Origin of the sequence: Ensifer sp. Root127 (assembly GCF_001425225.1) — a bacterium.
Classification (GTDB): Bacteria; Pseudomonadota; Alphaproteobacteria; order Rhizobiales; family Rhizobiaceae; genus Ensifer; species Ensifer canadensis.
This window is the reverse complement of record NZ_LMDX01000052.1, coordinates 69,935-84,792: the sequence shown is the minus strand read 5'-3', so window position 1 is coordinate 84,792 and position 14,858 is coordinate 69,935. Positions and strand designations below refer to the sequence as shown.

Below are 14,858 nucleotides of genomic sequence, written 5' to 3'. Positions count from 1 at the left end.
GTTCATTGCAGTGTCGGAAGGCCCTCCCGGACCTGCCATTTCGATCGCCTCAGACGTGGCGAAAGACGCCGACGGCATAGACGACGGAGAGCGCCAGCGCCCACCAGAGGTCCTGTCCGCCGCCGAAGCCGAGCCATGCGAGGTGAATGAAGGCGCTGCCGAGCAGCGAGACGAAGAGCCGGTCACCTCGGGTCGTTTCGAAGCGCAGGATGCCGACGCGCGGGTTGCCGCCCGGCGAGACATATTCCCACACGCCCATGCCGATGAGCAGCAGCGCGATGGTGATGAAGAACAACGCCGTCGGCAGCGTCCATGCCATCCATGAGAAATTCATCACGAAGCTCCTTTAGACGCGGCCCAGGGCAAAGCCCTTGGCGATGTAGTTGCGCACGAAATAGATGACGAGCGCGCCGGGGATGATGGTCAGCACGCCGGCCGCGGCCAGAACGCCCCAGTCGAGGCCGGAGGCGGACACGGTCCGGGTCATGATGGCGGCGATCGGCTTTGCCGCGGTTGTCGTCAGCGTGCGGGCCAGCAGCAGCTCGACCCAGGAGAACATGAAGCAGAAGAAGGCCGCGACACCGATGCCGGAGGCAATCAGCGGCGTGAAGATCTTCACGAAGAAGCGCGGGAACGAATAGCCGTCGATATAGGCGGTTTCGTCGATCTCCTTCGGCACGCCCGACATGAAGCCTTCCAGGATCCAGACCGCCAGCGGCACGTTGAACAGGCAGTGGGCAAGCGCCACGGCAATGTGCGTATCGATCAGGCCGAAGGCCGAATAGAGCTGGAAGAACGGCAGGGCGAAAACGGCCGGCGGCGCCATGCGGTTGGTCAAGAGCCAGAAGAACAGGTGCTTGTCGCCAAGGAAGCGATAACGAGAGAAGGCGTAGGCTGCAGGCAGGGCGGCTGCCACCGAGATCACCGTGTTCATGACGACATAGATGATCGAGTTGATATAGCCCTTGTACCAGGACGGATCGGTGAAGATCACCGTATAGTTCCGCAGGGTCGGGTTCTGCGGCCACAGCGAAAACGTGCTGAGGATCTCGCTCGTCTCCTTGAAGCTCATGTTGACGAGCCAGTAGATCGGCAGCAGCAGAAACAGGATATAGACCGTCGGGATCAGCCAGGAGAGGCGTTGCGACAGGGGTTGTGTTGTAGCGGTCATGGTTTTTCCTCCCTTCCGGCTCAGCTCTGCGCGTCGCTTGTGGTCATCACGGTGTAGAAGATCCACGAGAGCAGCAGGACGATGAGGAAGTAGATGATCGACAGGGCTGCCGCCGGACCGAGGTCGAACTGGCCGATGGCCATCTTGACGAGGTCGATCGACAGGAAGGTGGTCGAGTTGCCGGGGCCGCCGCCGGTGACGACGAAGGGCTCGGTATAGATCATGAATGAGTCCATGAAACGCAGCAGGAAGGCGATCAGGAGCACGCGCTTCATCTTCGGCAACTGGATGTAGCGGAAGACGGACCAGCGCGATGCGCCGTCGATCTTGGCGGCCTGGTAGTAGGCGTCGGGGATCGAGACGAGACCGGCATAGCACAGAAGTACGACGAGGCTCGTCCAGTGCCAGACGTCCATGACGATCAGCGTCACCCAGGCGTCCATGGGGTTTTGTACATAGTTGTAGTTGATGCCCAACGCTTCCAGCGTGTGGCCGAGCAGGCCGATGTCGACGCGGCCGAAGACCTGCCAGATGGTGCCGACGACGTTCCACGGGATCAAAAGCGGCAGTGCCATCAGGACGAGGCAGACCGGAACGCCGAGGCCCTTCTTGGGCATGTTGAGCGCAATGATGATGCCGAGCGGAATTTCGATGGCGAGGATGATCGCCGAGAAGATCAGGTTGCGGGTGAGCGCGTCCCAGAACCGGTCTGAGGTCAGCACGTCGACATACCAGTCGGTGCCGGCCCAGAAGAACTCGTTGTTGCCGAAGGTGTCCTGAACCGAGTAGTTGACCACGGTCATCAGCGGGATCACCGCCGAGAAGGCGACGAGCACCAGCACCGGCAGAACCATGAACCAGGCTTTGTTGTTCCAGGTCTTTTCCATGATCAGGCCTCCCCGCCGACGCGCCAGGAATCGGCGTAGATGTTGATGGCCTTCTGGTCGAAGGCGATGCGCGGCTCGGCCGGAATGGCGCCGTCCTCGTCGAGGATGATCGAGATCGGCTGGTCGGCGAAGCGGGCGCGCACGATCTTGTGGCGGCCGATATCCTCGACCTTGGTGATCGCAACCGGCATGCCCTCGCGACCGATCGACACGAATTCCGGGCGAATGCCGAGTTCGGTCTTGGCGCCGGCCTTGATCTCGGGCCGGAAGTTGAGAGCGATGGTCTCGCTGCCGATCGTCGCGGTGCTGCCGTCGATCCTGGCCGGCAGCACGTTCATGCCCGGCGAACCGATGAAGTAGCCGACGAAGGTATGGCGCGGCCGCTCGAAAAGCTCGGCCGGCGTGCCGATCTGCACGATCTGGCCGTCATACATGACGACGACCTTGTCGGCGAAGGTGAGCGCCTCGGTCTGGTCGTGGGTGACATAGACCATGGTGAAGCCGAACTGCTTGTGCAGGCGCTTGATCTGCGAGCGCAGCACCCATTTCATTTCCGGGTCGATGACGGTCAGCGGCTCGTCGAACAGGATGGCGCTGACGTCGGAGCGCACCAGGCCGCGGCCAAGCGAGATCTTCTGCTTCTGGTCGGCCGTCAGCCCTTGCGCCTTTTTGCCCGCCCAGCCGCCAAGGCCGATCATCTCGATGATCTCCTTGACGCGGCGATCGACCTCGGTCTCCGGCACATGCCGGTTGCGCAGGGGAAAGGCGAGATTGTCGTAGACGGTCATCGTGTCGTAGATGACCGGGAACTGGAACACCTGGGCGATGTTGCGGTCCTGCGTGGACAGGTGCGTCACGTCCTTGCCGTCGAAGAGGATGCGTCCCTCGGACGGATTGATCAGGCCCGAGATGATGTTGAGCAGCGTGGTCTTGCCGCAACCGGACGGACCGAGCAGCGCGTAGGCGCCGCCATCGTTCCATTTGTGGTGCACTTCCTTGAGCGCGTAGTCGTTTTCCGACTTCGGCTTGGCGCCATAGGCGTGGCGGATATGTTCGAGATCGATGCGTGCCATTTTCGTTTCCTCCCAGCGCCTCCTCAGGCGGTTCCGCCGATCGCGCGCCCATCCGGCCCGAAGACCATCAGGTGGCGGATATCGACGAAAACCTCGAGGGTTGCGTCCGGTTCGATGTCGTGAATGCCCGGCGCCAGCATGACCCAGCGCGCGCCGGAAAATCCGACGTGGATGAAGCTTTCGGAACCTGCGATTTCCGAGATTGCCGTCTTTACCGTCAGCGGCGTCGCGCCGTCGAAGGGACGGTCGAACGACAGATGGTGCGGCTGGAAGGCGACCGTGCAGGGGCCGTCCGGCAACGCCGACAGATGGGCGGGAACCGACAGCACGTGTTTGCCGTCAAAGGTGAAGATCGAGCCTGATTTGATGAGCTCGATCGTGTTCAGCGGCGGATCGGCGAAGGTGCGTGCCGTCACCAGGTCCACCGGGCGACGGAAGACGTTGATGGTCTTGCCGAACTGGGTGATCCGGCCCTGGCTAAGCGTAGCGGTGTTGCCGCCGAGAAGCAGAGCTTCGGAAGGTTCGGTGGTCGCATAGACGAAGATCGCGCCGGAGGCTGCGAAGAGCTTCGGCAGTTCCTCGCGCAGTTCTTCGCGCAGCTTGTAGTCGAGGTTGGCGAGCGGTTCGTCGAGCAGCACGAGATCGGCATTCTTGACGATGGCGCGCGCCAGCGCCGTCCGCTGCTGCTGGCCGCCGGAAAGGCTGAGCGGCGTCCGGTCGAGATAGGGCGTGAGCTTGAGCAGTTCGGCGGCCTTGCGCACTTCGCGGTCGATCGTGGCTGCGTCCGAACCCTTGATGCGCATCGGCGAGGCGATGTTGTCATAGACGGTCATCGACGGGTAGTTGATGAACTGCTGGTAGACCATCGCTACGGAGCGCTTCTGCACCGGCAGGCCGGTGACGTCGGTGCCGTCGAAGATCAGCGAGCCGGAGGCAGGCTTGTCGAGGCCGGCCATCAGCCGCATCAGCGACGTCTTGCCGGAAAGGGTCGGGCCGAGCAGCACATTGAGCGACCCCCTTTCCAGCACAAGATCGGTCGGGAGGATATGCGTCTCCCCACCCACGACCTTGGATATCTTCTTCATTTCAAGCATTGAATTCTCCGGTGTTCCACCCAGCCATCGGCAGTCTTGAATGCGGGGCCCTCAGGCGGCGGCGTGCGCCGCGCCCCGCATGTATTCCTCCAGCGCCGTCGCCTCGCCGGACGTCAGCTTCAATCCCAGTTTGGTGCGCCGCCACAGCACGTCCTCGGCGTGCCGGGCCCATTCCTGCTCGATCAGCCACTTCACTTCCGCCTCATAGAGGTCGGCGCCGAAATGATGGCCAAGGGCTGCTTCATTCGCTGCCGCTCCAATGAGCGCGGACGCGCGCGTGCCGTAGAGGCGTACCAGCCGACGCACATGGCCGGCGGCAAGGAAGGGATACTTCTTGTGAAGTTTTGCGACTTCGTCGGCGTAGCCCTTGGCCGGGAAGTCCCCGCCCGGCAGGCTTGAGCCGGCGGTCCACTTGGCACCCTTGACGCCGATGGCATCGCCGATCTTCTCGAGCGCGGATTCGCTCAGGCGGCGATAGGTCGTCAGCTTGCCGCCGAAAACGTTGAGGAGCGGGGCCGCGGCCCTGTCGCCTTCGACGCGAAGAACGTAGTCGCGGGTTGCTTCCTGCGCCTTGCTGGCGCCGTCGTCGAACAGCGGGCGAACGGCGGAATAGGTCCAGACGATGTCGTCCTTTTCTATCGGCTCGAGGAAATACTCGCTCGCGGCCTTGCAGAGGTAGTCGACCTCGGCGTCGCTGATGCGGACGTCGGCCGGGTTGCCGGTATAGTCGCGATCGGTGGTGCCGATCAGCGTGAAATCGTCCTCATAGGGGATGGCGAACATGATCCGGCCATCCGGATTCTGGAAGAAATAGGCGCGGGGGTCGTTGAACTTCTTGCGGACGACGATGTGGCTGCCCTGGACCAGGCGCACATTGTGAACGTCGTTCTTGCCGAGCGCGCCTGATAGTACCGCATCGACCCAAGGGCCTGCGGCATTGACCAGCATGCGCGCTCGGATCTGCCGACGTTCGCCGGTCGCGGCATTTTCCGTGTCGACCACCCAGTTGCCGTTGTCGCGCTTTGCCGAGATCACCCGGGTGCGCGCCATGATCCGGGCGCCGCGGTCGGCGGCATCGCGGGCATTGAGCACGACCAGTCGGGCATCGTTGACCCAACCGTCGGAATATTCGAAAGCCTTGGTAAAGAGCCGCTTCAGCGGCTTTCCGGCCGGATCGCGCGTCATGTCGAGCGTGGCCGTTGCCGGCAGCAGCTTGCGGCCGCCAATATGGTCGTAAAGAAACAGGCCGAGGCGGATGAGCCAGGCCGGGCGCGGGCCGCCCTTATGATAGGGAAGGACGAAGCGCATCGGCCAGATGACGTGCGGTGCCATTGCCCAGAGCACTTCGCGCTCCATCAGCGCCTCGCGCACCAGGCGGAACTCATAATGTTCGAGATAGCGCAGGCCGCCGTGGATGAGCTTGGTCGAGCCGGACGACGTGCCGGAGGCAAAGTCGTTCATTTCAGCGAGCGCGACGAAGTATCCCCGACCGACCGCATCACGCGCAATGCCGCATCCGTTGATGCCGCCGCCGATAATGAAGACGTCGAAGATTGCCTGCTCTGCCACTGCTTTTCCCCTCCCACGTTTCGCAATGCACAAATTGATGCAGTCGCGAAAGCGAAATCAGTTAAAGCGAAAAGATATCGAATGTCAAACGAATGTTGTTCGAATCTCAGGACAGTCTAAAAAACGATCTTCAAGCCTCGGTTTCGATCAGGCGAACGTCCTGCTCTGCGCAGATTTTCCGCACGTTATCAATGAGACAGCGATCGGTGATGAAGGTCTGAACCTGGGAGATATGGCCGATGCGGACCGGGGCCGTTCTTTCGAATTTTGTCGAGTCGGAAACGAGGATGACATGGCGGGCATTGGCGATGATCGCCTGGGCGACTTTCACTTCGCGAAAATCGAAATCGAGCAGCGCGCCGTCATGGTCGATGGCCGAGGCGCCGATGACGGCGAAGTCGACCTTGAACTGCTTGATGAAATCGACCGCAGCCTCGCCGACGATACCGCCGTCGGAGCCGCGAACGACGCCGCCGGTGATAACCACCTCGATCGAGGGAAAGACGCGCAAGTGGTTGGCGACGTTGATATTGTTGGTGATGACCATCAATTCCTTGTGGTCGAGAAGTGCTTCGCCGACCGCTTCCGTCGTCGTGCCGATGTTGATGAACAGCGAGGCGTTGTCGGGGATGAGGGCGGCGGCCGCCCTGCCGATCGCCTGCTTCTCCGGTGCGGCGATCTGGCGGCGGGCATCGTATTTGACGTTTTCCTTGCCGCTCGGGAAGATCGCGCCGCCGTGAATCCGGTTCAGGATCTTGGCGTCGCAGAGGTCGTTCAGGTCCTTGCGGATGGTTTGCGGCGTCACCGAAAAGCGCTGCGCCAGCTCCTCGACGAGCACGCGTCCTTCGTTCTTCGCCAGTTCCAGGATTTCCGCCTGCCGCCCCGTCAGATACATTCCGAAACCTCCCGTTTTCGTTTTTTTTCATAATATGCAAAAACGAAAGCTGTGCAATTTCAGAAATCGGCGTTTGTCGCGAATCTGCTTTCGTCGTCGGCTATGTCGATTGCGCGCGTTGCAATCGCCTCGGCGATAGGCGACTTTGGCAATGACGGGAAGAGGGAAAAGACATGTTTCATCCGGCCTTGTTCAAGGGCATGAATGTGGTGGTGACCGGTGGCGGACGCGGCATCGGCCTTGAGGTGGCGCGCCAGTTCCTCGATTGCGGCGCGCGTGTCTTCGTGCATGCCGGGCGATCGGTCGGGGAACTGCCGGATTTTCTGGAGACGGCAGCGACCGAGGGCCGGGCGCATGTGGCTGCAGCCGACTTCCTGGCGGATGGCGGCGTCGAGGCTTTGGCGGAGGCGATCCGCAGCCGATTCGACAGCGTCGATATCCTTGTCAACAATGCCGGCACGATGGTTGGCCGCTTTCCGGCGGCGGAACTGACGGACGAACAGTATCGCACCGTCGTTCAGCTCAACCAGACCTCGGTGGTCGAGATGACACGCGCCATGTTGCCGCTTCTTCGCAAAGGCACGCATCCGGCGATCGTCAACACCGTGTCGATTTCGGCGCTGACCGGCGGCAGCGCCGGCTCCTCGATCTATTCGGCAACCAAGGCGTTCGTCTCCACCTATTCCAAGGCGCTGGCGCGCGAACTGGCCCCGGAAGGCATAAGGGTCAATTGCGTTTCGCCCGGCACCATCACGACAGAGTTTCACGAGCGTTACTCGTCGCCGGAGAAACTGGAGGCAACGCGCAAGACAATCCCGATCGGCAGGCTCGGAACCGCCGAAGACTGCGCGCCGGCCTATCTCTTCCTCGCCTCCCATGCGCTTGCCGGCTACATCACGGGCCAAGTGCTGGAGGTCAACGGCGGCCAGTTGATCGCTTGAGACACGTGTGATGATCGACAAGCTGGAAATGTTCCTGGTGCTCGCTCGCGAAAGGCACTTCGGCCGGGCGGCGCTTGAATGCGGCGTGACGCAACCGACGTTGTCGGCGGCAATCCGCCAGCTGGAAGAACAGCTCGGCGTCATGCTCGTCAGCCGCGGTTCGCGTTTTCAGGGGCTGACCCCGGAGGGGCAGCGGGTGCTGGAATGGGCGCGGCGCATCGTCGGCGATGCCCGCACGATGCGCGAGGAAATGCGCGCGGCGCGCAAGGGGCTCTCCGGGCATATCAGGCTGGCGGCGATCCCGACGACGCTTGCCATGGTGCCGATGATCACCGCGCCGTTTCAGGAGAAGCATCCGGATGTGACGTTCTCGGTGCTGTCGACCACCTCGTTGCAGATCCTGGCGCTGCTCGAAAACCTCGAGATCGATGCCGGACTGACCTATCTGGAGAACGAGCCGCTCGGGCGCGTGACCAGCGTTCCGCTGCAGATCGAGCGATATCACCTCGTGACGGCCACCGGAACGCCGCTTTCCGATCGCGAAACCGTGACGTGGAAGGAGGTTAGCAACGTTCGGCTTTGTCTATTGACCGCCGATATGCAGAACCGCCGCATCGTCAACCAGCATCTTTCCGAGGCCGGCGTCGTCGCTGAGCCGACGCTCGAATCAAACTCGATGATCGTGCTTTTCTCCCATGTGCGCACCGGTCGCTGGGCGAGCATCATGCCGTTTAACGTCGCGAAATCATTCGGCTTTCACGATGATATCAAGATGATTCCGATCGTCGAACCGGATGCCCGCCACACCGTTGGCCTGGTTGCGACCCATCGTGAACCATTCACGCCGCTGGTATCGGCGCTTTTGCACGAAGCGCGCATTCTCGGCGAACGAAATCAGGTTCAATAGATTTTTTCTATCAATCAACGAAACAGCCTTATTGACCCTTCCGGCCAGAAGGGCGAAGCTTTTCACTCTTGGGCAAGGGCGTGGAGGAAACGGCCTTCCCAGAAGATGCCAATTCGAGCTGGGCGAGGTCCGTACAAGGGGCGCTGCAGCCGCGAGCCGGGAGGGCTCCTGAGTGAATATTCACCAGCCGCGTGGCGATGTGCCCGGACGCACGCTTGCGATCGTCGAGGAACTGAAGGGGCTCGAAGGGCCGCTGCTGCCGATCCTGCATGAGATCCAGCACGAGTTCGGATATGTGCCGCAGGACTGTCTGCCTGTCATCGCGCGGGAGCTCAACCTGTCGCGCGCCGAAGTCTACGGCGTCTTTTCCTTCTATCACGATTTTCGCGAGCACCCGGCCGGTCGTCATGTGTTGAAGCTCTGTCGCGCCGAAGCCTGCCAGTCGATGGGCGGCGATGCGCTTGCGGAACGCGCCAAGCACCTGCTCGGCATCGACTTCCACGAGACGACACCCGACGGCGCGGTGACGCTCGAGCCGGTCTACTGTCTCGGGCTCTGTTCCTGCGCACCCTCCGCGATGCTCGACGGAGAGGTGCATGCCCGGGTCGATGCCGACGATCTCGAAGCTCTCGTCGCGGAGGCGCGCCGATGACAACAAAGATCTACATTCCCCGTGATGCCGCAGCATTGGCGCTGGGCGCCGACAAGGTTGCAAAGGCGATGGAGGACGCGGTCGCCGCGCGCGGCCTCGACGTTGCCATTGTGCGCAACGGTTCGCGCGGACTGCACTGGCTGGAGCCGCTGGTCGAGGTGGAAACCTCGGAGGGGCGCGTCGCCTATGGGCCGGTGAAGGCCCGTGATGTTGTCTCTCTGCTTGATGCCGGGCTTGTTGCCGGCGGCGATCACGCGCTCTGTCTCGGGAAGACCGAGGATATTCCGTTCCTGAAGCAGCAGACACGGCTGACGTTTGCGCGCTGTGGCGTCATCGATCCGCTGTCGCTCGACGATTACCGCTCGCATGGCGGTCTTCGCGGACTTGAGAACGCCATCGCCATGGAGCCGATGGCAATCGTTGCCCAGGTGACCGACAGTGGTCTTCGCGGTCGCGGCGGCGCCGGCTTTCCGACCGGGATCAAGTGGAAGACCGTGCTCGAAGCCGCTGGCGCACGCAAATACATCGTCTGCAACGCCGACGAGGGCGACAGCGGCACCTTTGCCGACCGGATGATCATGGAGGGCGATCCCTTCGTGCTGATCGAAGGCATGGCGATATCAGGGCTCGCGACCGGTGCGACCAAGGGCTTCATCTACACGAGGTCCGAATATCCGCATGCGATCGCGACGATGGCTAAGGCGATCGAGATCGCGCGTGCCGCTGGCGTGCTCGGGCCATCGGTGCTCGGCTCCGGCCGGGCGTTCGACATGGAGGTGCGCACCGGCGCCGGCGCCTATGTCTGCGGCGAGGAAACGGCGCTCCTGAACAGCCTCGAGGGCAAGCGCGGCATCGTGCGCGCCAAGCCGCCGTTGCCGGCACACAAGGGCCTGTTCGACTGTCCGACCGTCATCAACAACGTCATCTCGCTCGCCTCCGTTCCTGTCATCATGGACAAGGGTGCTGTCTTCTACCGCGACTTCGGCATGGGCCGTTCGCGCGGCACGATCCCGATCCAGATCGCTGGCAACGTCAAGCATCCCGGCCTATTCGAAACCGCCTTCGGCCTGGCGCTCGGCGAGATCATCGATCATATCGGCGGCGGCACGGCGAGCGGCCGTCGGGTCAAGGCGGTGCAGGTGGGCGGCCCGCTCGGCGCCTATTTCCCGCGCGCGCTGTTCGACACGCCGTTCGACTATGAAGCTTTTGCCGCAAGGGACGGTTTGATCGGCCATGCCGGCATCGTCGTCTTCGACGATACCGCCGACATGCTGAAACAGGCGCGTTTCGCCATGGAATTCTGCGCCATCGAGAGCTGCGGGAAGTGCACGCCCTGTCGCATCGGCTCGACCCGCGGCGTCGAGGTGGCCGACAAGATCGCCGCCGGCATCGAGCCGGAGAAGAACCGCGAATTGCTCTCCGATCTCTGCAACACCATGAAGTTCGGCTCGCTCTGCGCGCTCGGCGGGTTCACGCCCTATCCCGTCGTCAGCGCCATGACGCATTTTCCGGATGATTTTAAACCGGCTCCGCTTGTCGAAGCGGCGGAGTGAGGAGGAAGACCATGTCTCTCATTCATGAAATCGACTATGGAACGCCGGCCTCCCGCTCCGAAACCATGGTGACGCTGACTATCGACGGCCGTGAGGTGACGGTGCCCGAGGGCACGTCGATCATGCGGGCGGCGATGGATGCCGGCATCGAGGTGCCGAAGCTCTGCGCCTCCGACATGATGGACGCCTTCGGGTCGTGCCGGCTCTGTCTCGTCGAGATCAAGGGCCGGGCCGGCATGCCCGCCTCCTGCACCACGCCAGTGGCGCCGGGGCTCGAAGTGTCGACCCAGACGCCGCGGCTGAAGGACGTTCGCCGCGGGGTGATGGAACTCTATATTTCCGACCATCCGCTCGACTGTCTGACCTGTGCCGCCAATGGCGACTGCGAGCTGCAGGACATGGCCGGCGCAGTCGGCCTTCGCGATGTTCGCTACGGCTATGAGGGTGACAATCACGTCAAGGCGCGCAACAACGGCGGCATCAACGCCAAATGGCAGCCGAAGGACGAATCCAACCCCTACTTCACCTTTGATCCGGCGAAATGCATCGTCTGCTCGCGCTGCGTGCGCGCCTGCGAGGAAGTGCAGGGCACGTTCGCGCTGACGATCGGCGGCCGTGGTTTCGACAGCCGCGTTTCCGCAGGCATGGCCGAAGACTTCATGTCGTCGGAATGCGTCTCCTGCGGCGCCTGCGTCCAGGCCTGCCCGACGGCGACGCTGACGGAAAAGTCGGTGATTGAGATCGGCCAGCCGGAGCATTCCGTCGTCACCACCTGCGCCTATTGCGGCGTCGGCTGCTCGTTCAAGGCGGAGATGCGCGGCGAGGAACTGGTGCGCATGGTGCCGTGGAAGGACGGCCAGGCGAACCGCGGCCATTCCTGCGTCAAGGGCCGGTTTGCCTATGGCTACTCGAACCATGGGGATCGCATCCTCAACCCGATGATCCGCGAAAAGATCTCCGATCCCTGGCGCGAAGTGACCTGGGAGCAGGCCTATGCGCATGTGGCCGCGGAGTTCCGGCGCATCCAGTATCAGTATGGCCGCGATTCGGTCGGCGGCATCACCTCGTCGCGCTGCACCAACGAAGAGACCTATCTGGTGCAGAAGCTGGTGCGCGCCGGTTTCGGCAACAACAATGTCGACACCTGCGCCCGCGTCTGCCACTCGCCGACCGGCTACGGCCTCGGCCAGGCCTTCGGCACCTCGGCCGGCACGCAGAACTTCGATTCGGTCGAGTTCACCGACGTTGCGGTGATCATCGGCGCCAACCCGACGGACGGCCATCCAGTCTTTGCTTCGCGGCTGAAGAAGCGTTTGCGTGAGGGCGCAAAGCTGATCGTCATCGATCCGCGCCGCACCGATATCGTGCGCTCGCCGCATATCGAAGCATCCTATCACCTGCCTCTGCAGCCCGGCACCAACGTTGCCATTCTGACGTCGCTGGCGCATGTCATCGTTACGGAGGGCCTCGCCAACGAGGCCTTCATCCGCGAACGCTGCGACTGGTCGGAATATGAGGACTGGGCAGCCTTCGTCGCTGAGCCCTATCACAGCCCGGAAGCGACCGAGGCCTATACCGGCGTCCCTGCCGAACTGGTGCGTGGGGCGGCACGGCTCTATGCCACCGGCGGCAACGGCGCGATCTATTACGGCCTCGGCGTCACCGAACACAGCCAGGGCTCGACCACCGTCATGGCGATCGCCAACCTCGCGATGGTCACCGGCAATATCGGCCGGCCGGGCGTCGGCGTTAACCCGCTGCGCGGCCAGAACAATGTACAGGGCTCCTGCGACATGGGCTCGTTCCCGCACGAGCTGCCGGGTTACCGCCACGTCTCCGACGATGCAACGCGCGAGACCTTCGAGAAGCTCTGGGGTGTCGAGATTTCCAACGAGCCGGGTCTGCGCATCCCGAACATGCTCGACGCCGCGGTCGACGGCACCTTCAAGGGCATCTACATCCAGGGCGAGGACATCCTGCAGTCCGACCCGGATACCAAGCATGTGGCCGCCGGCCTTGCGGCGATGGAGTGCGTCGTCGTGCACGACCTCTTCCTCAACGAGACGGCCAACTACGCTCATGTGTTCCTGCCGGGCTCGACCTTCCTCGAGAAGGACGGCACCTTCACCAATGCCGAGCGCCGCATCAACCGCGTGCGCAAGGTGATGACGCCGAAGAACGGCTATGCCGACTGGGAAGTGACGCAGAAGCTGGCGCAGGCCATGGGTCTCAACTGGAGCTATCGCCACCCCTCCGAAATCATGGACGAGATCGCCGCGACGACGCCGAGCTTTGCGCTCGTCTCCTACGACTATCTGGACAAGATGGGTTCCGTGCAGTGGCCCTGCAATGAGAAACACCCGGAGGGCTCGCCGATCATGCATGTCGACGGCTTCGTACGCGGCAAGGGCAAATTCATCCGCACCGAATATGTCGCGACGGACGAGCGCACCGGTCCGCGCTTCCCGCTGCTTCTGACCACCGGCCGCATTCTCAGCCAGTATAATGTCGGCGCCCAGACGCGGCGCACCGACAATGTCGTCTGGCATGCGGAGGACCGGCTGGAAATCCACCCGCACGACGCCGAGCAACGGGGCATCCACGATGGCGACTGGATCAGGCTTGCCAGCCGCGCCGGCGAGACGACCTTGCGCTCGCAGATCACCGATCGGGTGGCACCCGGTGTCGTCTACACCACCTTCCACCACCCGACGACGCAGGCAAACGTCATCACCACCGACTTCTCCGACTGGGCGACCAATTGCCCGGAATACAAGGTGACGGCGGTTCAGGTGATGCCGTCCAACGGGCCGTCGGACTGGCAGCAGGATTATGACGAGCAGGCGCGGCAGTCACGCCGGATCGCCGGCAAGCTGGAGGCTGCGGAGTAGCCTCCATGTCCGGGCCATCAATGCCGAAATTCCAGATGTCGAAGACCGTGCCGGAAGCCGCCCGTCGCAATGGGGCCTTGCGGGACGGGTCCCGTGTGGTCCCGGAGGAGACGCCGGTGGCCTTCACCTTTGGCGGTTCGACCCATGCGGTGATGATGGCCACCCCCGGGAACCTCGAGGACTTCGCCGTCGGCTTCAGCCTGACCGAGGGTATCATCACCGAGCCCGGCCAGATCGAAGCGGTCGAGGCGATGGCCGACGAGGTTGCCGGCAACCTCGGCATCGACCTGCAGATCACGCTCAAGGACAAGCAGAACGACATGCTGCGCCTGCGCCGCCGCCATATGGCCGGCCCTGTCGGCTGCGGTCTCTGCGGCATCGAATCGATCGAGCAGGCGGTGCGGCCGACGCCCGACGTTTCGGCATCGACGCTTCGTCTGTCGCAGGAAGACGTGGTCAAGGCGGTCGCGCTGCTCAACGGTCAGCAGCCGCTGCATTTCGAAACGCGCGCCGTGCACGGCGCCGCATTCTATGTGCCGGGCAAGGGATTGATCGCGGTGCGCGAGGACGTCGGCCGTCACAATGCGCTGGACAAGCTCGTCGGCGCGGCAGCGCGTGCCGGCTTCCGCGGCTGCGACGGCGCCGTCATCGTTACCAGCCGCGTTTCTGTCGAGATGGTGCAGAAGACCGCTGTCGTCGGCAGCCCAGTCATCATCGCGATCTCGGCGCCGACGGCGCTGGCGATCCGCACGGCGCAAGCGGCGGGCATGACGTTGATCGCGCTGGTGCGCGGCGACGAATTCGAAATCTTCACCCATGCCGAACGCATCAAGTCCGGAGCCGTCGCCGATGTCGCATGACACCAATGCCAAGCTGATCTACATGGCGAACCAGATCGCCACCTTCTTCAAGAGCCAGCCGCAGGACGAAGCCGCTGAGGGCGTTGCGACGCATATCAACAAGTTCTGGGAGCCGCGCATGCGGCGACAGCTGTTCCGGCATATCGATGGCGGCGGCGAGGGTCTGAGCCCGTTGGTGCTTGAAGCGGCGTCGAAGATCAAGCGCCCGGAAGCGGCCTGAGGATCTTGATTGTCAGCTTGTTTGCGGAACCGCCTGACGATGTCGAACACTGGAGAGCGGCTGTCGATCGGTACTCGCCATGCGGCGATGGCGCGATCCCATAGAGTTTTTAGGGAAGGCGGCGACCGGTCGCCACCTTCCCTCA

At 62.9% G+C, this 14,858-nt stretch carries 14 protein-coding genes; 7 read left to right on the top strand and 7 right to left on the bottom strand.

Going from position 1 to position 14,858, the window contains the following annotated elements:
• Window positions 1-49 precede the first annotated feature (49 nt).
• The 7 genes from ASD03_RS32870 to ASD03_RS32840 form a co-directional block, all read right to left on the bottom strand.
• The gene (locus tag ASD03_RS32870) at window positions 50-334 is read right to left on the bottom strand and encodes a DUF2160 domain-containing protein (RefSeq protein ID WP_057218344.1); all 285 of its coding nucleotides are present in this window, start codon (window positions 332-334) and stop codon (window positions 50-52) included.
• Window positions 335-346: 12 nt separating this feature from the next.
• Entirely contained in the window at window positions 347-1,171 is an 825-nt protein-coding gene (locus tag ASD03_RS32865) for a carbohydrate ABC transporter permease (RefSeq protein WP_057210833.1), read from the bottom strand.
• A gap of 20 nt (window positions 1,172-1,191) precedes the next feature.
• On the bottom strand, window positions 1,192-2,058 hold the full coding sequence (locus tag ASD03_RS32860; RefSeq protein ID WP_025425043.1) for a sugar ABC transporter permease: 867 nt from the start codon (window positions 2,056-2,058) through the stop codon (window positions 1,192-1,194).
• A gap of 2 nt (window positions 2,059-2,060) precedes the next feature.
• Window positions 2,061-3,131, bottom strand: a complete 1,071-nt coding sequence (locus tag ASD03_RS32855; RefSeq protein WP_025425042.1) for an ABC transporter ATP-binding protein — start codon at window positions 3,129-3,131, stop codon at window positions 2,061-2,063.
• A gap of 23 nt (window positions 3,132-3,154) precedes the next feature.
• Entirely contained in the window at window positions 3,155-4,225 is a 1,071-nt protein-coding gene (locus ASD03_RS32850; RefSeq protein WP_025425041.1) for an ABC transporter ATP-binding protein, read from the bottom strand.
• 51 nt (window positions 4,226-4,276) lie between these two features.
• The gene (glpD, locus tag ASD03_RS32845) at window positions 4,277-5,794 is read right to left on the bottom strand and encodes a glycerol-3-phosphate dehydrogenase (RefSeq protein ID WP_057218341.1); all 1,518 of its coding nucleotides are present in this window, start codon (window positions 5,792-5,794) and stop codon (window positions 4,277-4,279) included.
• A 130-nt stretch (window positions 5,795-5,924) separates the two neighbouring features.
• Window positions 5,925-6,689 carry a DeoR/GlpR family DNA-binding transcription regulator gene (locus ASD03_RS32840; protein ID WP_025425039.1) on the bottom strand — a complete coding sequence of 255 codons (765 nt, stop codon included), beginning with the start codon at window positions 6,687-6,689 and terminating at the stop codon, window positions 5,925-5,927.
• Between the two features lie 173 nt (window positions 6,690-6,862).
• Here ASD03_RS32840 and ASD03_RS32835 point away from each other — a divergent pair, with 173 nt between their 5' ends.
• From ASD03_RS32835 to ASD03_RS32805, 7 genes are all read left to right on the top strand, one after another.
• On the top strand, window positions 6,863-7,630 hold the full coding sequence (locus ASD03_RS32835; RefSeq protein WP_025425038.1) for an SDR family oxidoreductase: 768 nt from the start codon (window positions 6,863-6,865) through the stop codon (window positions 7,628-7,630).
• 10 nt (window positions 7,631-7,640) lie between these two features.
• Entirely contained in the window at window positions 7,641-8,537 is an 897-nt protein-coding gene (locus ASD03_RS32830) for a LysR family transcriptional regulator (RefSeq protein WP_025425037.1), read from the top strand.
• A gap of 172 nt (window positions 8,538-8,709) precedes the next feature.
• Window positions 8,710-9,189: a formate dehydrogenase subunit gamma gene (locus tag ASD03_RS32825; RefSeq protein WP_025425036.1), complete on the top strand. Its 480-nt coding sequence runs from the start codon at window positions 8,710-8,712 to the stop codon at window positions 9,187-9,189.
• A complete protein-coding gene (locus tag ASD03_RS32820) occupies window positions 9,186-10,742 on the top strand; it encodes an NADH-quinone oxidoreductase subunit NuoF (RefSeq protein WP_025425035.1) in 1,557 nt (518 codons plus the stop codon). Before ASD03_RS32825 ends, ASD03_RS32820 begins: the two co-directional genes overlap by 4 nt.
• An 11-nt stretch (window positions 10,743-10,753) precedes the next feature.
• Window positions 10,754-13,633 (top strand): formate dehydrogenase subunit alpha, encoded by a 2,880-nt coding sequence (gene fdhF, locus ASD03_RS32815; RefSeq protein ID WP_025425034.1) that lies wholly within the window; start codon window positions 10,754-10,756, stop codon window positions 13,631-13,633.
• A gap of 35 nt (window positions 13,634-13,668) precedes the next feature.
• Window positions 13,669-14,493: a formate dehydrogenase accessory sulfurtransferase FdhD gene (fdhD, locus tag ASD03_RS32810; RefSeq protein ID WP_225906371.1), complete on the top strand. Its 825-nt coding sequence runs from the start codon at window positions 13,669-13,671 to the stop codon at window positions 14,491-14,493.
• The gene (locus tag ASD03_RS32805) at window positions 14,483-14,713 is read left to right on the top strand and encodes a formate dehydrogenase subunit delta (RefSeq protein ID WP_025425032.1); all 231 of its coding nucleotides are present in this window, start codon (window positions 14,483-14,485) and stop codon (window positions 14,711-14,713) included. The genes fdhD and ASD03_RS32805 overlap by 11 nt, the downstream gene beginning before the upstream one ends.
• The last annotated feature ends 145 nt before the right edge of the window (window positions 14,714-14,858 follow it).